General features: G+C 69.6%; 26 protein-coding genes. 17 read left to right on the top strand and 9 right to left on the bottom strand.

Going from position 1 to position 25,968, the window contains the following annotated elements:
* Nucleotides 1-3: 3 nt before the first annotated feature.
* The 5 genes from ACIPQB_RS09150 to ACIPQB_RS09130 are packed head-to-tail and all read left to right on the top strand — an operon-like array spanning nucleotide 4 to nucleotide 4,922.
* On the top strand, nucleotides 4-528 hold the full coding sequence (locus ACIPQB_RS09150) for a protein-tyrosine phosphatase family protein (RefSeq protein ID WP_446484910.1): 525 nt from the start codon (nucleotides 4-6) through the stop codon (nucleotides 526-528).
* Entirely contained in the window at nucleotides 528-2,345 is a 1,818-nt protein-coding gene (locus tag ACIPQB_RS09145; RefSeq protein WP_446484909.1) for a hypothetical protein, read from the top strand. The genes ACIPQB_RS09150 and ACIPQB_RS09145 overlap by 1 nt, the downstream gene beginning before the upstream one ends.
* The gene (locus ACIPQB_RS09140; RefSeq protein WP_446484908.1) at nucleotides 2,326-3,330 is read left to right on the top strand and encodes an MDR/zinc-dependent alcohol dehydrogenase-like family protein; all 1,005 of its coding nucleotides are present in this window, start codon (nucleotides 2,326-2,328) and stop codon (nucleotides 3,328-3,330) included. Before ACIPQB_RS09145 ends, ACIPQB_RS09140 begins: the two co-directional genes overlap by 20 nt.
* 8 nt (nucleotides 3,331-3,338) lie before the next feature.
* Nucleotides 3,339-4,364, top strand: coding sequence for a Gfo/Idh/MocA family protein (locus tag ACIPQB_RS09135; protein WP_446484907.1), 1,026 nt, complete (start codon nucleotides 3,339-3,341; stop codon nucleotides 4,362-4,364).
* Nucleotides 4,365-4,406: 42 nt separating this feature from the next.
* On the top strand, nucleotides 4,407-4,922 hold the full coding sequence (locus ACIPQB_RS09130) for a DUF1003 domain-containing protein (protein WP_446484906.1): 516 nt from the start codon (nucleotides 4,407-4,409) through the stop codon (nucleotides 4,920-4,922).
* A 2-nt stretch (nucleotides 4,923-4,924) separates the two neighbouring features.
* On the opposite strand, the gene ACIPQB_RS09125 is transcribed toward ACIPQB_RS09130, so the two are convergent.
* Complete coding sequence (locus tag ACIPQB_RS09125) at nucleotides 4,925-5,656, bottom strand: Crp/Fnr family transcriptional regulator (RefSeq protein ID WP_446484905.1); 732 nt, start codon at nucleotides 5,654-5,656, stop codon at nucleotides 4,925-4,927.
* Nucleotides 5,657-5,893: 237 nt separating this feature from the next.
* Between ACIPQB_RS09125 and ACIPQB_RS09120 the strand changes: the two genes are divergently transcribed.
* From ACIPQB_RS09120 to ACIPQB_RS09110, 3 genes are all read left to right on the top strand, one after another.
* Complete coding sequence (locus ACIPQB_RS09120; protein ID WP_446484904.1) at nucleotides 5,894-6,994, top strand: sensor histidine kinase; 1,101 nt, start codon at nucleotides 5,894-5,896, stop codon at nucleotides 6,992-6,994.
* A complete protein-coding gene (locus ACIPQB_RS09115) occupies nucleotides 6,991-7,380 on the top strand; it encodes a response regulator (RefSeq protein WP_446484903.1) in 390 nt (129 codons plus the stop codon). Before ACIPQB_RS09120 ends, ACIPQB_RS09115 begins: the two co-directional genes overlap by 4 nt.
* A 63-nt stretch (nucleotides 7,381-7,443) precedes the next feature.
* Nucleotides 7,444-7,653 (top strand): hypothetical protein, encoded by a 210-nt coding sequence (locus ACIPQB_RS09110; protein ID WP_446484902.1) that lies wholly within the window; start codon nucleotides 7,444-7,446, stop codon nucleotides 7,651-7,653.
* Nucleotides 7,654-7,666: 13 nt separating this feature from the next.
* On the opposite strand, the gene ACIPQB_RS09105 is transcribed toward ACIPQB_RS09110, so the two are convergent.
* A complete protein-coding gene (locus tag ACIPQB_RS09105) occupies nucleotides 7,667-7,888 on the bottom strand; it encodes a hypothetical protein (protein WP_446484901.1) in 222 nt (73 codons plus the stop codon).
* Between the two features lie 169 nt (nucleotides 7,889-8,057).
* On the opposite strand from ACIPQB_RS09105, the gene ACIPQB_RS09100 reads away from it, so the two are divergent.
* Both ACIPQB_RS09100 and ACIPQB_RS09095 read left to right on the top strand, forming a co-directional pair.
* Complete coding sequence (locus tag ACIPQB_RS09100) at nucleotides 8,058-8,543, top strand: Hsp20/alpha crystallin family protein (RefSeq protein ID WP_446484900.1); 486 nt, start codon at nucleotides 8,058-8,060, stop codon at nucleotides 8,541-8,543.
* Nucleotides 8,544-8,700: 157 nt separating this feature from the next.
* Entirely contained in the window at nucleotides 8,701-12,006 is a 3,306-nt protein-coding gene (locus ACIPQB_RS09095; protein ID WP_446484899.1) for an ATP-binding protein, read from the top strand.
* 13 nt (nucleotides 12,007-12,019) lie between these two features.
* Here the strand turns inward: ACIPQB_RS09095 and ACIPQB_RS09090 are convergent, their stop codons facing one another.
* Nucleotides 12,020-15,145 (bottom strand): PAS domain S-box protein, encoded by a 3,126-nt coding sequence (locus ACIPQB_RS09090; RefSeq protein ID WP_446484898.1) that lies wholly within the window; start codon nucleotides 15,143-15,145, stop codon nucleotides 12,020-12,022.
* Nucleotides 15,146-15,382: 237 nt separating this feature from the next.
* Between ACIPQB_RS09090 and ACIPQB_RS09085 the strand changes: the two genes are divergently transcribed.
* The 3 genes from ACIPQB_RS09085 to ACIPQB_RS09075 are packed head-to-tail and all read left to right on the top strand — an operon-like array spanning nucleotide 15,383 to nucleotide 17,761.
* Nucleotides 15,383-16,153 carry a prolipoprotein diacylglyceryl transferase gene (locus ACIPQB_RS09085; protein WP_446484897.1) on the top strand — a complete coding sequence of 257 codons (771 nt, stop codon included), beginning with the start codon at nucleotides 15,383-15,385 and terminating at the stop codon, nucleotides 16,151-16,153.
* Complete coding sequence (locus ACIPQB_RS09080) at nucleotides 16,098-17,504, top strand: radical SAM protein (protein WP_446484896.1); 1,407 nt, start codon at nucleotides 16,098-16,100, stop codon at nucleotides 17,502-17,504. Before ACIPQB_RS09085 ends, ACIPQB_RS09080 begins: the two co-directional genes overlap by 56 nt.
* Nucleotides 17,501-17,761, top strand: a complete 261-nt coding sequence (locus ACIPQB_RS09075) for a hypothetical protein (protein ID WP_446484895.1) — start codon at nucleotides 17,501-17,503, stop codon at nucleotides 17,759-17,761. Before ACIPQB_RS09080 ends, ACIPQB_RS09075 begins: the two co-directional genes overlap by 4 nt.
* Here ACIPQB_RS09075 and ACIPQB_RS09070 read toward each other — a convergent pair.
* Both ACIPQB_RS09070 and ACIPQB_RS09065 read right to left on the bottom strand, forming a co-directional pair.
* Nucleotides 17,758-20,163 (bottom strand): glucose/quinate/shikimate family membrane-bound PQQ-dependent dehydrogenase, encoded by a 2,406-nt coding sequence (locus tag ACIPQB_RS09070; RefSeq protein ID WP_446484894.1) that lies wholly within the window; start codon nucleotides 20,161-20,163, stop codon nucleotides 17,758-17,760. The genes ACIPQB_RS09075 and ACIPQB_RS09070 overlap by 4 nt on opposite strands.
* A gap of 1 nt (nucleotide 20,164) precedes the next feature.
* Nucleotides 20,165-20,353 carry a DUF3008 family protein gene (locus ACIPQB_RS09065; RefSeq protein ID WP_446484893.1) on the bottom strand — a complete coding sequence of 63 codons (189 nt, stop codon included), beginning with the start codon at nucleotides 20,351-20,353 and terminating at the stop codon, nucleotides 20,165-20,167.
* 180 nt (nucleotides 20,354-20,533) lie between these two features.
* Between ACIPQB_RS09065 and ACIPQB_RS09060 the strand changes: the two genes are divergently transcribed.
* Together ACIPQB_RS09060 and ACIPQB_RS09055 are read left to right on the top strand one after the other, a co-directional pair.
* On the top strand, nucleotides 20,534-21,367 hold the full coding sequence (locus ACIPQB_RS09060) for a helix-turn-helix domain-containing protein (RefSeq protein WP_446484892.1): 834 nt from the start codon (nucleotides 20,534-20,536) through the stop codon (nucleotides 21,365-21,367).
* 11 nt (nucleotides 21,368-21,378) lie between these two features.
* Nucleotides 21,379-22,473 (top strand): VOC family protein, encoded by a 1,095-nt coding sequence (locus ACIPQB_RS09055; protein WP_446484891.1) that lies wholly within the window; start codon nucleotides 21,379-21,381, stop codon nucleotides 22,471-22,473.
* A gap of 3 nt (nucleotides 22,474-22,476) precedes the next feature.
* Here ACIPQB_RS09055 and ACIPQB_RS09050 read toward each other — a convergent pair whose 3' ends face one another.
* Complete coding sequence (locus ACIPQB_RS09050) at nucleotides 22,477-22,878, bottom strand: GreA/GreB family elongation factor (protein WP_446484890.1); 402 nt, start codon at nucleotides 22,876-22,878, stop codon at nucleotides 22,477-22,479.
* Between the two features lie 490 nt (nucleotides 22,879-23,368).
* Here ACIPQB_RS09050 and ACIPQB_RS09045 point away from each other — a divergent pair, with 490 nt between their 5' ends.
* Entirely contained in the window at nucleotides 23,369-24,229 is an 861-nt protein-coding gene (locus ACIPQB_RS09045; protein WP_446484889.1) for an SDR family oxidoreductase, read from the top strand.
* A 23-nt stretch (nucleotides 24,230-24,252) separates the two neighbouring features.
* On the opposite strand, the gene ACIPQB_RS09040 is transcribed toward ACIPQB_RS09045, so the two are convergent.
* Nucleotides 24,253-24,852, bottom strand: a complete 600-nt coding sequence (locus ACIPQB_RS09040; protein ID WP_446484888.1) for a cation transporter — start codon at nucleotides 24,850-24,852, stop codon at nucleotides 24,253-24,255.
* A 162-nt stretch (nucleotides 24,853-25,014) separates the two neighbouring features.
* On the opposite strand from ACIPQB_RS09040, the gene ACIPQB_RS09035 reads away from it, so the two are divergent.
* Complete coding sequence (locus tag ACIPQB_RS09035; RefSeq protein WP_446484887.1) at nucleotides 25,015-25,296, top strand: hypothetical protein; 282 nt, start codon at nucleotides 25,015-25,017, stop codon at nucleotides 25,294-25,296.
* Nucleotides 25,297-25,313: 17 nt separating this feature from the next.
* On the opposite strand, the gene ACIPQB_RS09030 is transcribed toward ACIPQB_RS09035, so the two are convergent.
* Nucleotides 25,314-25,457 carry a hypothetical protein gene (locus ACIPQB_RS09030; RefSeq protein ID WP_446484886.1) on the bottom strand — a complete coding sequence of 48 codons (144 nt, stop codon included), beginning with the start codon at nucleotides 25,455-25,457 and terminating at the stop codon, nucleotides 25,314-25,316.
* A gap of 79 nt (nucleotides 25,458-25,536) precedes the next feature.
* Nucleotides 25,537-25,845, bottom strand: coding sequence for a hypothetical protein (locus ACIPQB_RS09025; RefSeq protein ID WP_446484885.1), 309 nt, complete (start codon nucleotides 25,843-25,845; stop codon nucleotides 25,537-25,539).
* Nucleotides 25,846-25,968 lie beyond the last annotated feature (123 nt).

Below are 25,968 nucleotides of genomic sequence, written 5' to 3'. Positions count from 1 at the left end.
GCCATGGGCTGCGCGGCCTGCGATTTCGACTGGATCACCGACGATCTGGCGGTCGGCGGCCGCTGCAGCATGGACGGGGCCGAAGTCCTGGCGCGCGAGCACGGGATCGGCGCGGTCGTCGACCTGCGGTCCGAAAAACGCGACGATCCGGCCGTCTGGAGCCGCTGCGGGCTGCTGTTCCTGCACCTGCCCACCGAGGACAATGCCGCCGTCAGCCTGGCCATGCTGGACGACGGGGTGGCGTTCGCGGCCCAGGCCCAGGCGGCCGGACGGCGCCTGCTGGTGCACTGCGAACACGGGGTCGGCCGCTCGGCGATGCTGGCCCTGTGCATCCTGTCGGCGCGCGGCCTGGAGCCGATGGCGGCCCTGCGACTGGTCAAGCAGCGGCGGGCTCGGGTCTCGCCCAGTCCGGCGCAGTACGAGGGTTGGGTGGCGTGGCTCGGCCATCGTGCCGACCTGCCGGGCGCGGTCCCGCCGCCCTATGCCGCCTTCGCCGCCGTCGCCTATGGCGCGGGTCCGGCGCTCTGATGCGGGTCTATGGCGACAGAGCCTGGAGCGAACCGGTCGGACAGGCGATCGGCCGCCTGGAGGAGACCTTGGGAACGGTCGAGGTCCGGCCGGCTGGCCTGGAGCGGCATGCGGCCCTGGTGGGCGGCTTCATTGAAGCGGCGCAACTGCTGCAGGGCGTCGCCGACGCGGAGATGGCGCTCGCCGGCCACGACGCGGAGACGCCGGTCCAGGCGGCGGGCATGGACATGCTGCTCGGATTGGCCGGCGCCGTCGCACGGTCCTGGCGCGATGGAACGACCGAAGTCCCGTCCGGATGGCGCCAGGCCCTGGCCCGTTGGCGCGACCTGGACCCGCCTTCGGAGATCACCTGCAAGCTGGCGGAGGGGTACGCCCACTATGCGCTCTATCCCGAGGCCTATCTCGAGGCCGCCGCCGCCGCCGAGCGGAGCGCGCCGCCCGTTGTGCTGGGCCTGCGCAGCATCGGGACGGGCCTGGCGGCGATGGTCGCAGTCGGGGCGGGCGCGCGACGGCGGCCGGTGACGGTGCGGCCGGTCGGCCCGCCCTTCGCCCGGCGGCTGCGGCTTTCGCCGGCCCTGTACGCGAGCATCCTGGGCGACGGCGAGGAGCCGTACGCCGTCGTCGATGAAGGCCCGGGCCTGTCGGGCAGCTCGTTCGGCGCGGTCGGCGATCTCCTGGAGGAGGCGGGCGTGTCGTCGCCGCGGGTGACCTATCTGCCCAGCCATGCCGGTGAGCCGGGACCCCACGCCAGCCCGGCGCACCGCGAGCGTTGGCGCCGAGCTCGTCGCCTGATCGGCGATTTCGAGGGCGCAGGCCGCGACGGCGTGACGCCGAGCCGGCGGCTGGACGACTGGGTGTCGGAGCTCGTTGGTCCGCTGACCGAACCGCGGCGCGACCTGTCGGCGGGACGCTGGCGGGAGGTCAGCGACGTCGCCGCCCCGGTGCTTCCGGCGCTGGAGCGGCGCAAGTTCCTGTTTCGTGCCGCCTCGGGATCCTGGCTGGCCAAGTTCGCGGGCCTGGGCGGGGAGGGGGTCCGCAAGACGGCGCAAGCCGGGGGGTTGGCGGCCGCGGGCTTTACTCCTCGGCCGGCCGGGCTGCGGCACGGCTTCCTGGTCGAAACCTGGCTAGAGGATGCGCGGGCGCTGGAGCCAGGGCGCTACGATCGGGGGCGGCTGCTGGACCATCTGGCCCGCTACCTCGCCTTCCGGGCCCGGCATTTTCCGGCCTCCGTCCAGGATGGCGCCGGCACGAGCGAACTGCTCGACATGGCCCGTGTGAATACGGCAGAGGCGCTAGGCGAGCCCGCGGCCGAGGCCCTGCACGAGCGCCTGCGTGTTCTGGCCAGAACCCCGGCGGGCGCGCCGATCGCCATTGACGGCCGGCTGCACGCCTGGGAGTGGCGTGTGACGCCACAAGGCCGCCTGCTGAAGACCGACGCCGTCGACCACGCCCGGGGCCATGATCTGGTCGGCTGCCAGGACGTCGGCTGGGACGTGGCGGGTGCGCAGATCGAGCTGGACCTGTCCGACGACGAGGCCGCCTGGCTGGCGCGCGCCATCGAACGGCTGGGCGGCGGTCACGTCGCCCCGGCTCGTCTGGCCCTGCACCGCGCCTGCTACGCCGCCTTCCAGATCGGCCTGTGGAGCCTTGGCGACGGGCTCGATCCGGCCGAGCAGGGAAAGATCTCCGCCCACGCCCTTCGCTATCGTCGCGCCCTGCTGCGGTTCGTCCAGCCGGACGAGCCCGGGCGCGCCGATCCGTCCGGGCCACGGGCCCGCATCCATCCGGGAGAGCAACATGACCTTGGACATGCTTAGGGCCGAGCCGCGCGCCAGCGTCGCGACCATGCGGGCGGCGGTGATCCCCGGGCCGGGCCGGATCCGGATCGAGGCGGCGCCCTTGCCGCAGCCGGGGCCGGGCCAGGTGCGGGTCAGGCTGGAGGGCTGCGGCGTCTGCGCCTCGAACCTGACGCCCTGGGCGGGGCCGGACTGGATGAAATTTCCCACCGCGCCCGGCGACCTGGGCCACGAGGGCTGGGGCGTGGTCGACGCCGTGGGGGAGGGGGTGGACGATCTGGCGATCGGCGATCGGGTCGCGGCGCTGTCGTACCGGAGCTACGCCCAGTACGACCTGGTCGAGGCCGAGGCGGCCGCGAAGCTGCCGCCGGCCTTGGGGGGCAAACCCTTCCCGGGCGAGCCGCTGGGCTGCGCGATGAACATCTTCGCCCGCGCCGACATCCACGCCGGCCAGACGGTGGCCATCGTCGGCGTCGGCTTCCTGGGCGCGATCCTGACCCGGCTGGCGACCGACGCCGGCGCACGGGTGATCGCCATTTCGCGGCGGCCGTTCTCCCTGGAGCTGGCCCGCCGGATGGGCGCGGCCGAGACCGTCCCCATGGACGACCACCAGGCGATCATCGCCAGGGTCGAGGCGCTGACCGGCGGCCGGTTCTGCGAACGGGTGATCGAGGCGGTCGGCAAGGCCTGGCCGCTGGACCTGGCCGGCGAGCTGACCGGCGAGCGCGGCAAGCTGATCGTTGCCGGCTATCACCAGGACGGGCCCCGGCAGGTCAATATGCAGCTGTGGAACTGGCGCGGGATCGACGTGATCAACGCCCACGAACGCGATCCCAAGGTCTATGTCCAGGGGCTGCGGGCGGCGATCGAAGCGGTGAGTTCAGGGCGGCTGGACCCGACCCCGCTCTATACCCACGCCTATCCGCTGGAACGGCTGGACGAGGCCTTGAACGCCACGCGGGATCGTCCGGACGGTTTCGTCAAGGCGCTGGTGACCTTCCCATGAGCGGCTTGATGACCGACCTGCTCGCCAAGCCCGCAGCGCGACGGGCGACCGACCGGCCGCGCATCGGCTTCCTCGGCGTCGGCTGGATCGGCCGCCACCGCATGGAGGCGATCCTGGCCGCCGGCGTCGTGGAGCCGGTGGGGGTGGCCGATCCCTCCGACGCCATGACCGCCGAGGCCCTGCGGCTGGCCCCGGACGCGGCGGCCGTCGACGACCTGGAGGCCTTGCTCGACCTGGACCTCGACGGCCTGGTCATCGCCACCCCCAGCGCCCTGCACGCCGACCAGGCGATCGCGGCCCTGGAGCGCGGCGTGGCCGTCTTCTGCCAGAAGCCGCTGGGGCGGACGGCGGCGGAGGTGGCGGCGGTGGTCGCGGCGGCGCGCCGGGCCGACCGGCTGCTGGCGGTGGACTTGTCCTATCGGTTCACCGAGGGCATGCGGCAGGTGCGCGAGCAACTGCGTTCCGGGACGCTGGGCCCGATCTTCGCGGCCGACCTAGTGTTTCACAACGCCTATGGACCTGACAAGCCGTGGTTCTACGATCCGGTGCTGTCGGGCGGCGGCTGCGTGATGGACCTGGGCGTCCACCTGGTCGACCTGGCGCTCTGGGGCCTGGACTTTCCGTCGGTGAGCACGGTTTCGAGCGCGCTGTTCTCCCAAGGGCGGCCGCTGGCCGCGGACGCCGGGGCAGTGGAGGACTACGCCGTCTCCACCCTGACCCTGGACACCGGCGCCGTGGTCCGGCTGGCCTGTTCCTGGCGATTGCAGGCGGGCGAGCCGGCGGTGATCTCGGCCGCATTCCATGGGCCGCAGGGCGGTGCGGTGCTGCGCAATGTCGGCGGCTCGTTCTATGACTTCGCCGCCGACCGGCTGGAGGGCCCCGCCCGGCGGCCGTTGGCGGTTCCGCCGGACGACTGGGGCGGTCGGGCCGCCGTCGATTGGGCGCGGCGCCTGGGGGCCGGCGCGGGGTTCGACCCCCAGGCCGAGCGCCTGGTCGAGGTCGCCGCCGTGCTCGACCGCATCTATGGGCGCTGAGGCGGCGCGGCCATGTCGTCTGAGCCGCCCCACGAACCTCCGGTGACGACTTCGAGACCGGACCTGGCCTCGGTGCTGGAGCGCAATATCCAGGCCCTGCGCGAACGCCGTCGTCGCCAGGCCGAGGCCGCCAGCGCGGAGGAACGCATCGCTGACGCCGTGACCCGGTTTTCGGGCAGCATGGCTTTCGTCTATCTGCACCTCGTCCTGGTCGCCGGCTGGGTGGCGATCAATCTCGGCTGGCTACCGGGGATCCCGCGCTTCGACCGCACCTTCGTGATCCTGGCGACCTGGGCCTCAGTCGAGGCGATCTTCCTGTCGACCTTCGTGCTGATCAGCCAGAACCGCGCGGCCAGGATCGCCGCCGGCCGGGCCGACCTGGACCTGCAGATCGGGCTGCTGTCCGAGCACGAGATCACCCGCCTGATCAGCCTGCTGCAGGCCATAGCGGTCAAGCTCGAGGTCACCGAGGCCAATGATCCCGAACTCGCCGAACTCCGGCGCGACGTGGCGCCCGAAGCCGTGCTCGACGAACTGGACGAGGACCAGTCAGACTAGGTTCAGGTGGAACCGGAACGATACTCGCAGGTCGCCGCCAGGGCCTGACGGTCCTTCAGGATCGCCGCGCCTCCGTGCACCTCGACCAGTTGGTCGCGGCGCAGCTGCTGCAGGGTGCGGTTGACGTGGACCAGGCTCAGGCCCAGGGCGTCGGCCAGCACCTCCTGCTTGACCGGCAGGCGGAAGGCGTCGCCCTGGGTCTCGCCGATCTCGGCCAGCCGGCCATGCAGTTCGAGCAGCAGGTGGGCGCAGCGCTCATAGGCGGTCTGCCGGCCCAGCCGCACCACCTGATCGATCAGGCGGGTCTGCTGCTGGTCCGACGCCACCGCCAGGGCGCGGTTGACCCCCGGGCAGCCGGTGATTTCCCCCAGCAGCGATTGGCGAACGCGCTGGACCTTCACCGGCGTCAGGGCCAGCACGCTGGTGCTTTCCCGCGACTGGGTCAGGAGGTCGAAACCCACGCCGTCGCCCGGCAGCAGAAACGCCAGCACCTGCCGGCGTCCGTCGTCGAGCAGACGGGCCAGGCAGGCCCAGCCCGAAACCATGAAGAACGGCGGCGCGCCGGGACGCGGCGGGTGCAGCAGTTCGCCGGCGCGATAGGTCTCCGGCGCGTGCAGGGCCGCTTCCAGGATCGCGATTTCGGCGGCCGCGACGCCGCCGCAAGCCTCCAGCCGCCGCACGAAGCTCTTGCTCGACGTCGCGGACGGCGTCGCCCTGAGCGCAGTGGTCAGCATGCCGGACGCTCCGGTCTCGCCGTCGCTCCGAAAGAGAGTCCTGGCCAGGCGCCGCCCAGGCCAGGTCGAAAGGCGCCGTTTCGCATCGCCCGCTCCAGATTGGCGAGCCCCAACCCTAGGCCTATCTTTGACCAAGCTCGCGCTGGCGTCGAGATGCGGCAGGCCGATGATCGGGGGTTTTTCTTCTCAACGCACAATGGTCTATGCTGGCGCCAGACGATCGCGCGAGGAGCCATGGTGAGCGCCGTCCATGCCGCCGTCAGCGACGGGACCGCGATGCGGCAGGTCCTCGACTTCGCCTGGGACGACACGCCCGTCGGCGCATCCGAGACCTGGCCGCAGAGCCTGCGCACCGCTGTGGAGCTGATGCTCGGCAGTGGTCTCCCGAGCGCCCTGTTCGTCGGTCCCCAGCTGACCCAGATGCACAATCGAGCCTATGGCCGGCTCTACGGCCATACAGCCGAGGCGGCGCAGGACCTGGGCCGATCGGTCGGAGACTTCGACCCGGCGGGGCCGTTGGCCGCCGCCGCCGCCGAAGTGTTCGCGGGCCGCAGCCTGGCGCTGCATGGCCAGGTCCACCTCCCGCGGGGCGGGGCCCCCGATGGGCGCTTCAGTCTCTATTACTCGCCGTTCCGCGACGAACAGGGCGATGTCGCCGGCATGTCCCTGGTCGTGGTGGCGACCGAGCGGGCCGCGTCGGCGGACGACGACCGACGCGCGTTGCTCAGCGAGCTGCAGCATCGGGTGCGCAACATCCTGGCGGTCGTCAGGTCGCTGATCGCCCGCAGCGCCGAAACCAGCGAGACGGTCGAGGACCTGGCCGCCCACCTGGACGGCAGGATCGCCGCCCTGGCGCGCGTCCAGGCGATCCTGGTCCGCAATCCCAGCGCGGGCGTCGATCTGGAAGGGTTGGTCCGCGAAGAGCTGCTCGCCCAGAACGCCGACGAACGGCGGCTGGTCATCAAGGGGCCGGAAGTGAGCCTGGCGCCGAAAGCCGCCGAGGTCATGACCCTGGCGGCCCACGAACTGGCGACCAACGCCATGAAATATGGCGCGCTGTCCCAGCCGGACGGACAGCTTGAGATCAGCTGGCGCGTGGGGCCGGGCGAGCGCCACGACTGGCTTGAACTGACCTGGGCCGAAACCGGCGTCCGGGTCGCGGCCGGCGCGCCCCGGCGGGAGGGGTTCGGCGCGGCCTTGCTGAACTATCGGCTGCCCTATGAACTGGGCGGACAGGCCCGGATGGATTTTCGGCCGGGCGGCCTTGTGTGCGAAATGACCTTTCCGCTGACCTCGGACGCCGCCCCAGCGAAGAACAAACAGGAGGATCGCCGATGAGCCCCAAGGCGCGCTTGCAAGGCCTGGCGATCCTGGTCGTGGAGGATGACTACTACCAGGCCGATGACGCCCAACGGGCGCTTGCGGCGGCGGGCGCGCGGGTGGCTGGCCCCTATGCCCGTTTCGAGGAGGGCCTGTCGCGGTTGGTCCAGGAGCCGATCGATTGCGGCGTCCTAGACGTGAACCTGGGCGAAGGACCATCCTTCGTCGCCGCGCGGGCGCTGAAGCGGCGGCAGGTGCCGTTCGTGTTCCTGACCGGCTACGGACCGGAGGCCATTCCGGCCGATCTCGTCGGGGTCGAGGTTCTCGAGAAGCCGGTGGAAACCCACCGACTGATCAGCGCTGTCGCGCGCGCCTGCGGACGACCGGATGCGCCACGACGGTGAACGCCGCCCGAACCGACGGTCGCCAGGGACGTTCCCTAGCTCATCGTCTTTGCGAGATGCGTCATGGCCGACCCCAGCAACGAACCCAACGCTCCGCCGTCCCGTGAGCAACGGCGCAAGGTCAGCCTGGGCTGGATCCTGCTGGCTGTGGCGATCGCGGTGATCATCGGCTTCCTGGTGTTCAACGCCAACAAGCCGGGCGCTGGCATGGGCGGCAATCTCAGTGGTCCGGAAGGGAGCACTCGGCCCGCGCCCGCGGGCAACAGCGGCTGATCCCCGACAGGCGTCACCGGTTGGTGCGGTGGCGCTCCTGCGGTGTGACCGCGCCGGTGGCGTCGGTGTCGTTCTCGACGTCGCCCTCATAGGTGTTCTCGCCTTCGAGACTATGGGGGTCCTCACCGGAAATGGTCGTGCCCTTGGACGCCCCGATGCCGGGATTGTCCTTGAGGTCGTCGCGGGGAAGGGTGGTCGGCGTGTGGCCCGAGGGCCGGTGCTTGGACGTCGTCATGGCGGCCTCCGAAGGGTTTCAGGTCCGCTTCGAACGTGCGCCGACCGGGCCCGTTCCGCCCTGAGGAGTCCGCGATTTTGACGCCCGACGCGGAAACGCCCCGATGGCCATGATCGTTATTTGCTCAGCGTCGATCGGGTGGTCGGCGCCCCGTTCACAGGAGGAAATCATGCCAAACCGCGACCTTACACCCTGGACCGGGTCTCGAGGCCTGGCGCCGTTCGAGCGCGATCCGTTCGCCTCGTTTCGCCGCCAGGTGGACCGGCTGTTCGACGATTTCTTCGCGCCCGAGACCCGCAGCTTCGCGACCGCCGCGACCACGCCGTGGCCGAGCGTCGACGTCCATGAGACCGACCAGGCCTATCGCGTGACCGCCGAGCTGCCGGGCCTCGAGCAGAAGGACGTCGAGGTGAAGCTGAGCGACAACGCTCTGACGATCAGCGGCGAGAAGCGTGAGGAGCGGGCCGAGGCCGACGCCGGCCGCACCTACACCGAACGAACCTTCGGCCGCTTCGAAAGGACCATTCCGCTGGCTGCGGAAGTCGACGGCGACAAGGTCAAGGCCAGCTTCAAGAACGGCGTCTTGACTGTCGAGGCCCTCAAGAACCCGAGCGCGCGCGACAAGACCCGCCGCATCGAGATCCAGACCCAGTAGGGCTCCGGAGCTTCGAGGAGGTCCGGATCGAGCTGGCGATCTCCCATCCACAGCATTGGGGAGAGTGTTGCGCGCGAACGCAACTCTGCGTACCGTTCCGGCGGCCGGCCGTCGCTGAACCCTTGTTCCGGGCGACCGGCCGGCGATGGACCGCCTCATGAACCGCCGGGTCGACCGCTCCGCTCCAGACCGTTCCGCCTTCCTGTCGAACGGCGGCGAGATGGCGGCGCTGATCGGCCGCACCGACTGGTCCAGGACGCCGCTGGGACCGATCGGCGGCTGGCCGCAGAGCCTGCGCACCACGGTCAGCCTGTGCCTGGCCTCGAACTTCCCGATCAACATCATCTGGGGCCCCGAGCACTGCCAGATCTATAACGACGGCTATCGCGTGGTCTGCGGGGCCGCCCACCCCCAGGCCCTGGGCGAGCCTTACACCAAGACCTGGGCTTCGGCTTGGCCGGCGATCGGCGAACCCTTTCACCGGGCCCTGGCCGGGGAGACCTCGTTCCTTGAGAACCAGCGGATGTTCCTGTTCCGCAACGGCTATCTGGAGGAGACCTTCTTCACCTTCTCGCTCAGCCCGATCCGTGACGAGAGCGGCGAAATCGGCGGCCTGTTCCATCCGGTCACCGAGACCACGACCAGCATGCTGGCCGAGCGGCGCACGCGCCTGCTGCGCGACCTGAATGCAGGGCTGGGCGAGGTCCGCACCACCCGCGAGGTGTTCGAGCGCGCCCTGCGGACGATGGGCGATCATGGATTCGATCTGCCGTTCGTCCTGCTCTACGAACTGGCGCCCGAAGCCGACGGTTACCGCCTGGCCGGCAAGGTCGGCTTGACCGATGGCGACCAGGCGGCGCCGGCGGTTCTGTCGCTCGACGCGGCGCAGCCCTGGCCCGTGGGGCGGTTGTGCGAGGCGCGCGAGCCGATTGAGGTCGCGCTGCTTTCCGAACCTCAAATCAACCGACCGCGCGGGCCTTATGAGGAGCCGCCGAACACGGCTATGGCCTTTCCGATCAGCGCCCTCGGCGCGGTGCGCCCCGCCGCGCTGCTGATCGCCGGGCTCAGTCCGCGCCTGCCGCTCGACGAGTCTTATCAAGGTTTCCTCAGCCTGCTGGCGGCGGCGCTCTCCGCCGGACTGGCCGGCGCCAAGACCTATGAGGAGGCCCGGCAGCGGGCCGAGGCGCTGGCCGCCCTCGACCAGGCCAAGACGGCGTTCTTTTCCAATGTCAGTCACGAGTTCCGCACCCCGCTGACCCTGATGCTGGGACCGATCACCGACGCGCTGGACGAGGCCGACGGCCTGGCGCCGGTCCAGCGGGAACGCCTGGAGGTGGCCCGCCGCAACGCCCTTCGCCTGCTGAAACTGGTCAATTCCCTGCTCGAATTTTCCCGGGTCGAGGCCAGCCGGGTTCAGGCTCGGTTCCAACCCACCGACCTAGCCGGACTCACCGCCGAGCTGGCCAGCAATTTTCGGTCGGCTTGCCAGCGGGCTGGGCTGGATCTGGTCGTCGACTGCCCGCCGCTGCCAGAGCCGATCAATGTCGATCGGGAGATGTGGGAAAAGATCGTCCTCAACCTGGTCTCCAACGCCTTCAAGTTCACGCTGGAGGGGCGGATCAGCGTGTCGCTGCGCAAGGTGGACGGCGCGGTCGAGCTGGTCGTGGAGGACACCGGCCTGGGGATCGCCGAGCCCGAGCTGCCCCGGGTTTTCGAACGCTTCCACCGGATCGAGGGGCAGGGCGGACGCACCCACGAGGGCACGGGCATCGGCCTGGCCCTGGTCGAGGAACTGGCGAAGCTGCACGGCGGCCGGGTGGAGGTGCGCAGCCAGCTGGGCGAGGGGACGGCCTTCCGGGTGACGATCCCGCTGGGAACGGCCCATCTCCCCCGCGATCATGTGGCCGCCGGGCCGGCCTTGGCCGAGACCGGCTCGCTGGCCGACGCCTATGTCGCCGAGGCTTTGCGGTGGCTGGCCGATGACGAGGTCGCTCCGCGCGAGGACGAGGACGAGGGCGACCTCGACGGCGATGATCGCCCCCGGGTGATCCTGGCCGACGACAACGCCGACATGCGCGACTACGTCAGACGATTGCTGGAGGCCGGCGGCTACAGGGTCGAGGCGGTGGCCAGCGGCCGGGCCGCCCTGGCCGCCGCCCGGCGCGGATCGCCGCCCGACCTGGTGCTCAGCGACGTGATGATGCCCGACCTGGATGGCTTTGGCCTGCTGGCCGCCCTGCGCGCCGAACCCAGCCTGGAGGGCCTGGTGGTCATCCTGCTCTCGGCCCGGGCCGGCGAGGAGGCGCGGGTCGAGGGCCTGGCCGCCGGCGCCGACGACTACCTGGTCAAGCCGTTCGGGGCCCGGGAACTGCGGGCCCGGGTCGACAGCGCCGTCAGCCTGTCGCGCCAGCGGCGGGAGGCCGCGCAACGCGAACAGGACCTGCGGACCGAGGTCGTGGCCGAGCAGGGCAGGGCGGCCCTGCGCCAGAGCCAACAGCAGCTGGAATTTGCGCTGCAGGCCGGGCGGCTGGGCAGCTGGGAACTGGACCTGGCCTCGGGCCGGATCACGACGTCGGAATTTTGCCGGACGCTGTTCGGCCTGGGCCCGGAAGATCGGTTTAGTCACTACGACGATCTTCTGGCCCGGGTTCATCCGGAGGATCTGCTGCGCCGCCAACGGGCCGTTGATCACGCCGTGGCCGCCGGCGAGGATCTCGACGTCGAGTACCGCACTCTGCGGCCCGAGGGCGGGGTCGGCTGGGTGCTGGCTCGAGGGCGGGCGCTCTATGAAGATGGGCGCCCGGTCCGCATTGCGGGCGTCAGCCTCGATGTCACCGATCGCAAGCAGGCCGAAGCGCAACAGCGGCTGCTGCTCGACGAACTCAGCCATCGGGTCAAGAACACCCTCGCCGGCGTGCAGTCGATTGCCGCCCAGACCTTGAAACGCGGCGCGGATCCGGCTGTCTTCGCCGAGACCTTCATCGCCCGCATCCACGCCCTGGGGCGGGCGCATGAGCTGCTGACAGAGACGTCCTGGCAGGGCGTGTCGCTGGGCGATGTGATTCATCGCACCTTGGACGCCGACCTGGACGCCGGCCAAGCGGATCGCGTCGCGGTCTCCGGGCCCGGGATTCGGCTGGGTCCCAACGCTGCCGTGACCCTCAACCTGGCGATCCATGAGCTGGTCGCCAACGCCGCAAAGTACGGCGCCCTGTCGACAGCCTCGGGCCGGGTGGACCTGGTCTGGACGTTGGAGGCGGGCGAGCGGGCCATCAACATCGATTGGCGAGAATCCGATGGACCAAGCGTGGCGGCGCCGTCACATCGCGGCTTCGGCGCCCGGTTGGTCGAGCAGGGCCTGGCGCACGAACTCGGCGCGGAATCCGTTCTTCAGTATCCGCCGGGCGGCGCGACCTGCACGATACGCCTGCCGCTGTCGTCCAAGGTGGCGCTGGCGGTGTAGCGGATCACCCGGTTCAGGCCACGTCGTCGAGCGACTCTTCCGACCAGGCCAGCGCCTTATTGATCGCCGCCAGCAGGCCGGCCCCGGCCAGCGGCTTGCTGACCAGGCCGTCGAACAGGCCGTTCATCTGGATTTTGTCGACGTCCGCCGAGAAGGCGAAGATCGGAATGGCGGCGTTGGGGCCGTTCTCCGTGCGGATGCGCCGGGCCGCTCCGGCCCCGTCCAGGCCCGGCATGCGAAGGTCCATTAGGATAATATCGAACGACGCGGCGCTGGCCGCCGCCACCGCGCCAAGTCCGTCGGCGACCTCGGTGAGTTCGATGTCGAACGGCGACAGCATGGCCCGGACGAGTTCGCGATTGGTCCGATTGTCGTCGGCCAGCAGGATGCGGCAGCCGGTAGGCGGCGTCACAGGGTCGCAAGGCTCGGCCGGGACGGGCGCGATCACCGCCAGTTCGCGGGCGGGGATCTGGACCCAGAAGCAGGAGCCTTCGCCTAGCTTGCTTCGCAGACCCACCGCGCCGCCCATCGCCTCGGCCAAGCCCTTGCAGATCGCCAGGCCCAGGCCCGTGCCGCCGTGGCGACGGGTGGAGGAGGCGTCCACTTGAGAGAACCTCTGGAACAGGCGATCGGCATGGGCGTCGGCGATGCCCGGACCGGTGTCCGACACCGCAAAGGTCAGCAGGCCGGTCGACGGCTCGAAGTCCACGTCGAGACCGACGCTGCCGGCCGTCGTGAATTTCACCGCATTGCCGAGGAGGTTGAGCAGGACCTGGCGCAGGCGATCCGGATCGGCCTGCACGTTCGGCGGCAGGTCCTCCAGGTCGCCGAGGCGCAGCTCGATGCCTTTTTCGCCCGCCTGGGCCGCGAACAGTTCAAGGGTTTCCGCCGCCAGATCGGCGGGCGACATCGGTCGGGGCCGGATGTCGACCTGGCCGGCTTCGAGCCGGGAGAAGTCGAGGATGTCGTTGACGGTCAGCAGCAGGGCCTGCCCCGCGCTCGACGCGCGGGACAGATAGCTGCGGGTAGCGTCCGACAGGTCCGATTGCTCCTGGGCCAGGCGGGTGAACCCGAGCACCGCGGTCAGCGGCGTCCGCAGTTCGTGGCTCATATTGGCCAGGAATTCCGACTTCACGGCAGCGGCGGTCTCGGCCTCGGCGCGGGCGGCGCGCAGTTCCGCGTCCAGGGCCCGGCGCACGGAAATGTCGCGCACCACGTCGGTGATCCCGGTGATGGCGCCGGTCTGCGGATCGAAGGCCAAGGTCGGCCGCCCCTCCAGCCAGAGATCGCGGCCGTCCTTGTGGCGGACGCGGAATTCCACGACGACCGGCGGCTCGGCGCCGCGCGACTCAAACTGCCGGGTGACGGCGGCCCGCACATCGGACACGTCTTCGGGATCGACCCAGCCGAGGATATTGGTGCCGACGATCTCCTCGGGCGCAAAGCCGGTGGCGGCCCGCACCGAGGGCGAGATATAGGTGACCCGCCCCTCGACATCGCTGTGCATGATCAGGTCGCTGGCGTTTTCGGCCAGAAGTCGGTAGCGGGCTTCGCTTTCGGCCAGGGCGGCTTCCGAATGGCGCCTTTCCGTGACGTCCATCATCGTGCCGATGACGGCCACGACCTCGCCTTGCGCATCCTTTTCCGCCGCGATGTTGCTGACGATGTGCCGCACCTGGCCGTCCGCCCGGACGATGCGGGACATGACTTCCTCGTTCGCTTCGCCCCGGGCGACGGCGGTCCGCAGTCGTTGCCGGGCGTCGTTCTGATCATCCGGGTGGCTCATGGCCATCAGGACGGCCATGTCCAACGGCATGGCCGGATCGAGCCCGTAGATCTGGTACATCTGTTCGGACCAGGTCAACGCCTGTGTCGCCACCTCAAGCCGCCAGTGCCCCAGCCCGGCCATGCGCTCGGCCATGCCGGCTCGCTGGGCCTGTTCGCGCGCCTTGTCACCCGCGGCCACGGTGGCGTCTTCCAACCGCTTGCGATCGGTCGCGTCGCGGATCACCGCCACGATCTCGATCGGCCGACCCTCGTCGTCCCGCACCAGCCGGAAGCTGGTCTCCACCCAGACGGTCCGCCCGTCCTTGTGGACCGCCCGGTGTTGCAGGGTCTTCTGCTGCAGGCCCTTGGCCATCTGGCCGAACACCGCCAGCACCAGCGGCTGGTCATCCTCATGGACGAAGGCCTGGGCCGGACGACCGGCCATCTCCTCGGGGCGGTAACCCAGCAGCCGTTCGATCGCCGGCGAAATATAGCCGCTGCCGCCATCCAGGCGCATGCGGGTGATGACGTCGCCCATGTTGTCGGCGAGCAGCCTGTAGCGGCGCTCGCTGCGCCTGGCGGCGTCCAGGGCCTGGGCCTGTTCGGTGATGTCCTGGAAAACGCCGAAGATCGCCGTCACGGCGCCGTCGGCGTCGAGTTCGCAGACGCCGCGCGACAGCACCTCGCGCACCTCGCCATCGGGCCGATGGGCGCGAAGCTGGAATTCGAAGCCGCCCTTGTTGGCGATGGCCTGCTTGAGACAGGCCGAGAGTTCGGCGCGGTCATCGGCGTGATAGAGGTTCAGGAAGTTCTGGAAGTCGGGCTCAAAGTCTTCGCGGCTCACCCCATGGATCGCATAGACCATGTCCGACCAGCGAACCTGGCCGTTGGTGAAGTCCGCCCGCCAGTGACCGACTCCGGACACGCTTTCGGTCAGTTCCAGCAGCCGGTGCTTTTCATTGGCCAGCCGATGGGCGCGCGCCAGCTCCAGTTCGTCGACGACGATCTTGGCCAGCAGCTTCAGGCGGTCGAGCTTGGCGACCGTCGGCTGGCGGCGGGGCTTGGTGTCGATGATGCACAGGGTGCCGAGCTTCTCTCCGCCGCGCGCCGCCAGTACGACCCCGGCATAGAAGCGGATGTGAGCCGGGCCGGTGACCAGGGGATCTTCGGCGAAGCGCGGATCGGTCGTGGCGTCTTCCACCACCATCAGGGCGTGGGGACCCATATCGAGGGCCGCGGCGGCGAAGGTCCAGACCTGCGGTGGGGCGTCGGCCGCAGGAGCGGACTGGGATCTGGGCGCGGAACGCCCCGCCTCCGTCAGCGACACCAGGGCGAGCGGGGTCTTGAAAAGGTCAGCCGCCAGGGCCGTCACGAGGCCAAACCGCTCCTCGAGCGGCCTGTTCAGAGCCCTGACGATTCGAAGCGCTTCAAGCCGCCGCGCCTCCGCTCCCCGCATGATCCACCGTCCCCGTTTGCGCCATCTTGCACTGCGGCGCTTGCTTGAGAGGTTAATCATAACTGCGACAATCAGGCGCAGGCGGGTTGGGAGGGTGTGACTTTGGCCCGGCAAAGCCTTGCGAAACGCGGTCGGTTGAGGCTGTTCGGCCGCATGATCCACGTCGCAACCGCCCCAAGCGCGCACCTGCCTTTCGATCTGCTGGCCTGGGGCGCCGGGATCGCTTCGACGGTGGCGATCTATCGCTGGCGTCTGCACGACGTCGCCCGATCGGTGGCGACCAAGGTCGATGGCGGCTATTTCCTGTTCCTGGCGCTCGGTGCGATTCCTGGAGCCTGGCTGGCCGGGTCGTTCAACTCGCTGCGCGAACACGCGCCGGTCCTTTCCCACAGCGTGGCCGGCGCCTTGGCCGGCGCTATCCTTGGCGTCGAGATCTACAAGGCGCTGCGCGGCGTGAAGGGCTCGACCGGCGGGGTGTTCGTCGGGTCGTTCAGCCTTGGCGTAGTGATCGGCAGGCTTGGGTGCTTCTTCGCCGGACTGCCGGATGACACGTTCGGCGCCCCCACCCGGCTGCCCTGGGCGGTCGATCTGGGCGACGGCGTCGGGCGTCACCCCGTGCAGCTCTATGAGTCCGCCAGCATGGCGCTCTTTCTGGCCGTCTACCTGCTCGGATTGGCGCGTCGCCAGCCCTGGGCCATGCGCCGAGGCTTCTATGTCATGTGCGGATGGTACGGCCTGCAGCGATTTAGCTGGGAGTTTCTAAAGCCCTATCCCCGGTTGATCGGCCCGTTTAACGTCTTCCATCTGCTGTGTCTGGGGCTGGTGGTCTATGGATGGGTCTATTACCGCGCTGACCGGCGACGCGAGCGTGTCGCGCAAGGTCGCGCCCTATCTATTCCTCGGCCAGACCACCAGCCTCTGTGAAACCTGCCTGGCGCTGGTTCCGGCCAAGATCATCGCCGAGGGCGAGCGGGTCTTCTACCTCAAGCGCTGTCGGGAGCACGGGATCCAGAAGACCCTGATCTCCGACGACCTCGCCTATTGGAAGGCCCAGAAGGACTGGCTCAAGCCGGGCGACCGGCCGTTGGCCGTCCAGGCCCGCACCGAGCACGGCTGTCCCTATGACTGCGGCCTGTGCCCCGACCATGAGCAGCATTCGTGCCTGGCCATCCTGGAGATCAATGAGGCCTGCAACCTGACCTGTCCGGTATGCTTCGCCGGTTCGTCGACCAGCCATGAGGCCCACCGGCCGCTCGCCGAGGTGGAGCGCATGCTGGACGCCGTCGTCGCCTCCGAGGGCGAGCCCGACCTTGTCCAGCTGTCGGGCGGCGAGCCGACGCTCCATCCGCAGTTCTTCGAGATCCTGTCCGCCGCCCGGGCCCGGCCCATCCGACATCTGATGATCAACACCAACGGCCTGCGCATCGCCCGAGAGGCCGGTTTCGCCGAGCGCCTGGCGCGCTACATGCCAAGGTTCGAGGTCTATCTGCAGTTCGACAGCCTCCGGCGCGACGCACTGATGCAACTGCGCGGCGCCGACCTGGTCAAGGTTCGCCTCCAGGCGCTGGAGGCGTTGGAGCGCAACAACATTCCGACCACCCTGGTGGTGACCCTGAAGAAGGGCGTCAATGACGACGAGATCGCCGATATCGTCCGCTTCGCCCTGACCTGGCGCTGCGTACGCGGCGTGACGTTCCAGCCGATCCAGGACGCTGGTCGCAATGACGGCTTCGAGGCCAAGAACCATCGCATGGTCCTGACCGAAGTGCGTCGACGGATCGCCGAGGCCGGCGTGTTCGCGCTGGAGGATCTGATCCCGCTGCCATGCAATCCCGACCAGATCTGCATCGGTTACGGGCTACGCACCAGCGCCGGCGTCTCGCCGGTGACGTCGCTGCTGCCGCGCGAGCTGTTCGTCGCCGCCGCGCCCAACACCGTGACCTTCGAGGCCTATCCCGAGCTGCAACAGAAGGTCTTCGATCTTCTGTCGCTTTCCACCGCCCAGGCCGACACCTCGGACAAGCTGGCGGCTCTGCTGTGCTGCCTGCCCGAGGCGGTGGTCCCCCAGAGCCTCGCCTATGAGCACACCTTCCGCGTCGTGATCTCGCAGTTCCTGGACCGGTACAATTTCGACCTCGGCACGGTGAAGCGCTCTTGCGTGCATTTCGTCGAGCCGGATGGAGGGATCATTCCGTTCGACACCTACAACACCTTCTACCGGCCTGGCGCGGCGGGCGCGCAGGCGCTCAAGCGAGGACGGGGGATGGCGCTATGAGTTCCGATCCCATCGTAAGACTGTTCGGGGCGTTTCTGATGGCGGTCGGCGGGCTGATGGCGGCGCTCTGCGGTCTCTGTTCGCTCACCTTCATCATGGGCGCGGTGGTTTCGGGTGGCGGCTTGGAGGCGATGGCGAGCACGCTCGTCATGGCCCTGGTCCTGGGCGGCCTTCCGATGGGCCTGGGGCTGCTGATCTTCTATGCAGGACGTCGACTGCGCGCGAAAAAGCCGCCGCCTCCCGCCGCTGAACGCTAACCGCCACCCGATCTCGGCAGGGCGTAGGCGATCACGTGGTCGCCGAGCTTGGTGCCGAGCGAGCCGTGCCCGCCGGCCACGGCGATGACGAACTGCCGGTTCGAGGCCGAGGACCAATAGGTCATCGGCGTGGCCTGGGCGCCGGCCGGCAGGCGGGCGCGCCAGATCTCCTTGCCCGTCGTCAGGTTGTAGGCCCGCAGATAGTAGTCGAGCGTCGAGCTCATGAAGGCCAGGTCGCCGGCCGTGACCATCGGTCCGCCCAGCGAGGGCACGCCCATCTTGAAGGGCAGGGGCAGCGGGGTCTCGTCGCGGATGGTGCCGTTCTTGCGCTGGTAGACGACCTTGCCGCTGACCAGGTCGAGGCCGGCGATATAGCCCCACGGCGGCGCCTGGCAGGGCAGGCCCAGCGGCGACAGGAACGGGTTGAGTTCGACGGCGAAGGGCGCGCCGGCGTTGGGGTTCAGGCCGCGCTCGTCGGAGCCATGCCGGTCCGAGCCGCCCGCCGGGCCTGAACCGTTGGAGGCGGACGGGGTCGGGCCGCTGCCGCTTCGCGGGACCAGGCGGTCGACAAAGGCCATGTAGTTCGGATGGGCGAAGGCGATCTGGCGGGTCGGATCGATGGCCATGCCGCCCCAGTCCATCACCCCGAAATTGCCTGGAAACACCAGCGACCCCTGCAGCGACGGCGGCGTGAACGGCCCCTCATAGCGCAGCCGGCGGAAGCGGATGCGACAGGCCAACTGGTCGAACATCGTCGCGCCCCACATGTCCGACTCGCGGATCCGGCGCTGGGCCATCAGGGAAAGGCTGGAGAACGGCTGGGTCGGGGCGGTCCAGTCGCCGGGCGCGGCGCCCCCGGGAACCGGCCGTTCCACAGTCGGCAGCAGCGGCTTGCCGGTGCGGCGGTCGAGCACGAAGATGTTGCCGGTCTTGGTCGATTGCACCAGGGCCGGGACGCGCCGTCCGCCGTCCAGGGTCAGGTCGAGCAGGGCCGGCTGGGCCGGCACGTCCATGTCCCAGAGGTCGTGGTGGACGGTCTGGTAGACCCAGCGCGGCTTGCCGGTGGCGGCGTCGAGCGCCAGGATCGAGGTGGCGAACCGCTCGGTGGTCGCCGGGCGCTTGCCGCCCCACTGGTCGATCGCGCCCATCCCCATCGGCACATAGATCAGGCCCAGGGCCTCGTCGGCGGCCGAGGTGCTCCAGCTGTTGGGCGAGGACCAGGAATAGCGCCGGCCGGTCGGCAGGGGCGCGGTGTCGTCCGGGTTTCCCGGATCGAAGTTCCAGACGAGGCGCCCGGTGTCGACGTCGAAGGCGCGGATCACGCCCGAGGGCATGCGGGTGGCGGCGTTGTCGTAGATGGCCCCGCCGAGCACGACCAGGCCGCGGGTCACCAGCGGGGCGGAGGTGAACTGGTACCAGCCGTCCTGATAGGCGGGCATGCCGGGCCACAGATTGATCTGGCCGCCGCGTCCGAAGGCGGGGCAGGGGGTTCCGGTCGCGGCGTCGAGGGCGAACAGGCGAGCGTCGTTGGTGGCCAGGAAGAGGCGATGCGCGCAGGGCCCGGCCGCGCCCGGCGCGTCATGGTAGGACACCCCCCGGCAGCTCAGGTGCTGCAGGTTCTTCGACACGGCGATGTGGGGATCAAAGCGCCATTTCTGGGCGCCGGTCTCGGCGTCGAGGGCCAGGACGATATTGTGCGGCGTGCACAGATAGACCGTGTCGCCGACCTTCAGCGGCGTGACCTCGTAGGTGGTCTCGGGCGGATCACCCGGGCGCTTGAGGTCGCCGGTGCGGATCCGCCAGGCCACCTTCAACTGGCCGACATTGTCCGGCGTGACCTGGCGCAGCGGCGACCACTTGTCGCCCAGCCAGGTCCGGGAATAGGCGGTCCAGTCGGCGTCGGCCACGCCGCCATAGTCGCGTCCGACCGCCGCGCGCGGGCCCGGCAGCCGACCGTCCACGGTGTGATAGTCGCAGAACAGCGAGGCGATCCCGACCAGGGCGGCCAGGACCAGCGACAGGCCCAGCGCCCATCCGCCGCGCCGGGCGGCGGCCGAAGCCCTGTCACGCTCCAGCCCTCCGGCGATCCAAGGCGTCAGCAGCAAGGCCCCCAGCAGGAACACCACGCCGCCGCGCGGTGTCAGCCGCCACCAGTCCAGCCCCACCTCGGCCACGGCCCAGGCCAGGGTGCCGACGACCAGGGCCGCATAGATCCAGAGGGCGAGGGGCGATCGCCGCCACAGCAGGACGCCGCTGGCGGCGAAGGCCAGCCCGGCGAGCAGGTAGTACCAGGAGCCGCCCAGGCTGATCAGGTACCCGCCCGCGCCAATGCAAGCCAAGCCGATCGCGAGGAGGACGCCGGCGGTGGCGCAGGGCGCCCAGGCGCGGAGCGGGGCGGTCACGTCAGCTCTTTACAGCGTGCTCAGGCTTGCCCGTACGCTTGGTCGACGCCAATTCGTCGAGTTCCTTCTCGCTCATCGAGCGATACATCGACTTGGAGGCGCCTTTCAGGTCCCCGACCTTGGCGTCCCCGCGCTTGGCCGACAAGGCGGCTCCCGCGGCCTTCTGCTGAGCTTTGGATTTGGCGGGCATGGCGTCTTCCTTTCGGATGGGGCCGGCTTCCACGGACCTGCGCGGGCGCGCCGGCGGGCCGCGTCTGGCAAGACGAGCCGCGGCCCGAAGGGTTCCCCGGCGTGGACGGATTAATCAAAAGACACACTTGAATCTCGACGCCTGAGCTAGGCTGCGACGTCTTCAATTCTGGGTGCGAGCATGGGCTCTTCGAGCGTGGCGGAGGTCGGCGGGAGCCGCCCGCCGATCGGGGCGTTGCTGCGCCAATGGCGGGCGGCCCGGCGGATGAGCCAGATGGATCTGGCGCTGGACGCCGAGTTGTCGACCCGCCACCTCAGCTGCATCGAGACGGGCAAGGCCCAGGCGAGCCGCGAGACGATCGCTCGCCTGGCCGAGGCGCTGGACCTGCCGCTGCGCGAGCGCAACGCCCTGCTGCTCGCCGCCGGCTACGCGCCGCGATATGCGGAGAACACGCTGGTCACCCCGGCCCTGGAGCGAATGCGCCAGGCGATCGAGCTGATCATCCGTCATCAGGAGCCCTATCCGGCCTTCGTGATCAATCGCCGCTTCGACGTGCTGATGGCCAATGACGCGGCGGTCCGCGTCAACGCCCTGCTGATGAAGGGCCGCCGGAGCCCGCATGCCAATCTGCTGCGCCAGGTGTTCGATCCGGACGACTTCCGCTCGGTCATCGTCAACTGGCCGGAGGTGGCGGAAAAGTTCATCCGTCATCTGCACGAGGATCTGGCGGCGGTGCCGTCCGACCAGACCGCGCGACAGCTGCTGGACGAGGTGCTGCGCTATCCCGGCGTGCCGGCGCGCTGGCGGTTCCGAGACGTCGAGGTCGAGGCCTCGCCGGTGCTGACGCTGGTGTTCCGCAGCGATGAGGGCGAGCTGCGCTTCTTCGAGACGATCACCACCTTTTCGACGCCGCGCGACGTGACGCTCGACGAGCTGCGGATCGAGTGCGCCTTTCCGGCCGACGACCACACCGCGAAGGTCTGCGCGCGCCTGGCCAGAGCCGACGCCGTCTGAAGCCGCGCGCCATGACCTCCGAGGTCATGGCCAGCGAACCGTGGCCGGACGAGATTGCCGTCGACCCGCGGGCTTTCGTCCGCGGACCCATGGAGGGCAACACCGTGCGTTCATTCGTCCTGCTGTCGGCGCTGGTCCTCAGCCTGGGTGCGAGCCAGCCCGCTGCGCTGGCCGCCGAACCCTTGGCTCAGAAGGACAGCCTCGACCATGTCCTGCTTTGGGGGCGCGACATCGACCAGGTCAGCGCGATCATGGCGGTGAAGCTGGGGTTCCAGGTCCGGCCAGGGCGCAATCCCGGCGGCGTCGCCAACCGCTATGTGCGACTGGCCGATCGCGGCTATCTCGAACTGCTGGGGATCACCCGGCCGGACGCCGACATGGATCCGGGCATGCTGGCCGACCAGGCCTCGCTGAAGGGCGGCCCCGGCGCGCGCTCGGTCGGCATCCGCGCCGGGGCGCTCGATCGGGTCTACGCCATGCTGCGTGACAAGGGGTTCGGGCTGACGCCGGTCTTCACCGCCTCGCCTAACGACCCCGACGGCGGCGGGCCGACCCGGCCGCCGCGCTGGCGCCTGTTCGCCTTCGAGCGCCCGCCGCTGTCGAGCACGGTGTTTTTCATCGACTACGCGCCGGCCAAGACCGACCCAGCCAGTGTTCTGGACGACAGGCTGGCGCGCGAGCATCCCAACGGGGCGCGTGAGCTGTCGGCGTTCTGGCTGCTGTCAGCCGACGCCGACGCCGATCGCCGGCAACTGGAGAAAATGGGCTTTGGCGGCGCGCGGCCGGTCCGCCTGCCGCAGGTCGCCGCCCGCGGCTACTGCATCCCGGTCGGCTCCGGCGGCGTGCTGGCGTTGCAGCCCGACGGGGCGGGGATCGCCGCCGACGCCCTGCGCGAGGGTGGTTCGCAGGTGCTGGGCGTCAGCCTCGGCGTCGCCGACCTGGAGACCGCCCGTCGCCGGGTGGAGCGCGGCTACGAACGATCGCTGACGAGCTATGCAGGAGTCCTGGGAAAATCGTTCCTGGCCCCGACGCGAAGCGATCTGGGCATGCTCATCGAGTTCCACGTCGAAGCTGGAACGCCGGCGGCCTGCGGCGATCGTTTGTGATTCCTAGGCCTGGAGGTCCAGGACCCGCACGCCGCGGGCGCGGCCTTCGGGATCGGTCCATTGGAAGCTTTCGCCGGCCATCATGCCGATCAGGGCGGCGCCGACCGGGGTGACCACCGAGATGCGGTGGTCGTCGATGCTGGCGTCGCGCGGCAGGGTCAGGCGGACCTGGCGAATCTGGCCGCTGGTCAGGTCTTCGTATTCCACGGTCGAGCCGATCCGAGCGAACGGGCGCGGGGCCTCGCCGGGCTCGACGATCCGGGCGCGGGCCATCTCTTCGGCCAGGACGCGGCCGCCGGGAGAGCGGTGGGCGGTGGCTTCCGCGAGGTTGGAAAGGATCTCGAAATCGGCCTCGGTCACATAGATCGGGGCCAGGTTCTGGGTAGGGTTGATAGAAGTCGTCATAGTGTCTTTCGGGAGTTTGCTTGAGCCTGGCCCGGCGCCTTCGATGGGCGGGGCGGAGGGACTCGAAAAGGAACGCGCCGCAATGGCGCGAGCGTCTGGTCCGACGCGGATCTCTAAGAAGGGGCCGCGGCCCTTGCGAATGGAGGCGCGGGTCGTGAACCGACGCCGACCGCTGGGCGGTCGCTCTCCAAGGCTGGGCCGTGTGGAACTTCTGGACCGTCCCGAACCCTGCTGCGCGTCTGGCGGAAACCAGGATGGCGCGGAGGCGGGCGGCAGAGGCCTGCAATCAGGCGTTCAGCGCGGTCTTGGACCAACGCTTGGCGGCATATGGGCGTTCAGGCGGCCGATGTCAAATCGCCGCCGATCATTTGGTCGGAAGCGTCGTCTGCGGAGAAGCCGCCATCGAGTCCTATCCTTTGATAAAGTTCGCCGCTCAAGCTGAAACGAAGACGGCCGCCGCTGGTTTGACCCCGCCAGAGGAGATCAGACCATGGCCGACGACCTGCCCCGCCCCCCCTTCGACACGCCCCAACAACAGCCGCCCGGCAAGACCGAGGCGATGAACCCGCGCCCCGATCACGGCGAGGACAGCTACAGGGGCTCCGGACGGCTCCAGGGCCTGAAGGCGGTGATCACCGGCGCCGACAGCGGCATCGGCCGGGCCGTGGCCCTGGCCTATGCCCGCGAGGGCGCGGATGTGCTGATCAGCTATCTGGACTCCCATGACGACGCGGCCGAGACGCAGCGGCTGGTCGAGGCGGCGGGCCGGCGCGCGGTCGTCGTCGCCGGCGACATCGCCGACCCGTCCCATTGTCGGGCCATCGTCGACCAGGCGGTCGGCGCCTTCGGCCGGATCGACATCCTGGTCAACAACGCCGCGCACCAGGCCAGCTTCGACGCCATCGAGAAGATCCCCGACGCCGAATGGGAGCGGACCTTCGCGGTGAACATCCACGCGATGTTCTACCTGACCAAGGCGGCGGTGGCCCACATGCCGCCGGGCTCGGCGATCATCAACACCACCTCGGTGAACGCCGACTCGCCCGGGCCTCAGCTGTTGGCCTATGCGACCACCAAGGGCGCGATCCAGAACTTCACCGGCGGCTTGGCCCAGCTCCTGGCCGAGAAGGGCATCCGGGCCAACTGCGTGGCGCCGGGACCGATCTGGACGCCGTTGATCCCCTCGACCCTGCCGGCCGAGAAGGTGAAGGCGTTCGGCGAGCAGGTTCCGATGAAGCGACCCGGCCAGCCGAAGGAACTGGCGCCGGTCTACGTGATGCTGGCCGAGCCGACGGCCAGTTACGTCTCCGGCGCGACGGTGGCGGTCACCGGCGGCAAGCCCGTCATCTGAGGCCGCCAGAGCGCACGTCGCGGCTAGGCGTGCGGCGCCTTCCGCGCGGCGTGCCGCTCGGCGCGGGCGGCCTCCCACACCTCCTTGGCGGCGTCGATGTTCATCGCGGCGATGCCGAGCCCGACCACAACGTCGGGCCAGGGCGAGCGCGTCAGCAGGGTGGCGCCGCCGGCGGCCATGATCGCGATATTGGCCAGGGCGTCGTTGCGCGCCGACAGGAATGCGGCCTTCATCAGGCTGCCGGCGTGATGCCGGAACCGGGCCAGGGTGAAGGCGCAGAACAGGTTGACGACCAGGGCCCCGCCGCCGGTCAGGGTCAGCGGGACCGCTTCCGGCGGGGTCGGGTCGGCGTATTTGCGCCACAGCGCCCAGAGGAAGGCGAGCGCGGGCAGCAGCAGGATTCCCGCCAGCGCCATGCCCACCTGGGCCCGCCGCCGCAGGCTCCAGTCCAGCGCCGCGAAGATCAGGAAGTTGACCGCCGCGTCCTCCAGGAAGTCGACGCTGTCGGCCAGCAGCGACACCGAACCGATGTGCAGCGCCACGGCGAACTCGACGCCGAAATAGGCCAGGTTCAGCAGCGCAACCAGGCGCACGGCGCGGCGGGGGCCTTCATCGACGGTCATCAGGCGGGCTCCTGTCGCTGCGCATCAGCTCGATAGACGATTGGATCCCCTCTGGCGACGGCGCCGACGGGCTTGAAAGCGGCAAAAACCGGTTCAAAATTCAGGGCGTGGAACGCGGCGAGGATCGCCGCCTGGAGGATGGGACATCTGCTGGAGACAGCCATGCTGGCGAATATCGAGCATTCCGCCCCGGTTCGGGGCCTGGGTCCGGTTCTGGAAAAACTGCTGAGGCCCGCCGTGGGCTTTCGACATCCCCGCGAGGTTCTCAAGGACCCGCTGCTCGACACCGCGCAGAAGCGGGCGATCCTGTCGTCCTGGGCCTCCGACGCCTCGGCGGTCGAGGATCATCCGACCCTGCGCTGGCTGCTGGGCACAGAAGCGCCGGTTCCGGTCGATGAGATTCTAGACGCCCTCTGGCGACTGGATGGACAGGCGGCGTCGTGAGGGTTTCGACGTCCGATCTAGTCGCGCTTGCCCTCGGCCGGATCGGCGGCGGGGCCCAGCCGGCCTTCGTTCGGCGAGGGCGGGACCTTGTCGTCGCGACTCGGGGCGGGCTCGTTGGTCTTGGGGGCGGGCTGGGACGGGTTGGCGGCGTCTTCGGTCATCGGAGGCTCCCATTCATGGGGTGAGAAGCGGCCGACGCGGGCGGTCGTTCCTCAGCCGAACCAGACGTAGCTCGGCCGCTCAATGGAGGTGACGTCTTTCGGCCTCTGGCCAGACGACCGACGAGCCGCGGAAGCTCGCCGGCGGCGGCCCGCCGCGCTCGATGAAATAGATCAGTTCGTCGACCAGGGGCTTGATCAGCGGCTTGGGCGTCTGGGCCAGCGCCTCCCAGGTGACGACCGCCCGCAGGGGGCGAAGGCCCAGGGTCAGACCCCAGGAGGTTTCGACCGCGACGCCGTCCTGATCGGTGTGCAGGCGAACCGGCGCGCGGGCAGTAATGATGCGGGCGAGGGCCTTTCTCATGTCCTTGATGACGGCGATCTGGTTCATTCCGACGCTCAAGCTCGACCGCGATCTTCGGTTGCTCGCCCTATTGACGCCAGATCCGAGGCGAAGTTCCAGATCGATCGTCTCTTGATCAAATGACATTGCCGGCCGGCCGGATGACGAGCC

Source organism: Caulobacter sp. LARHSG274, assembly GCF_052871235.1.
This window is presented reverse-complemented; position numbering and strand designations above follow the sequence as displayed.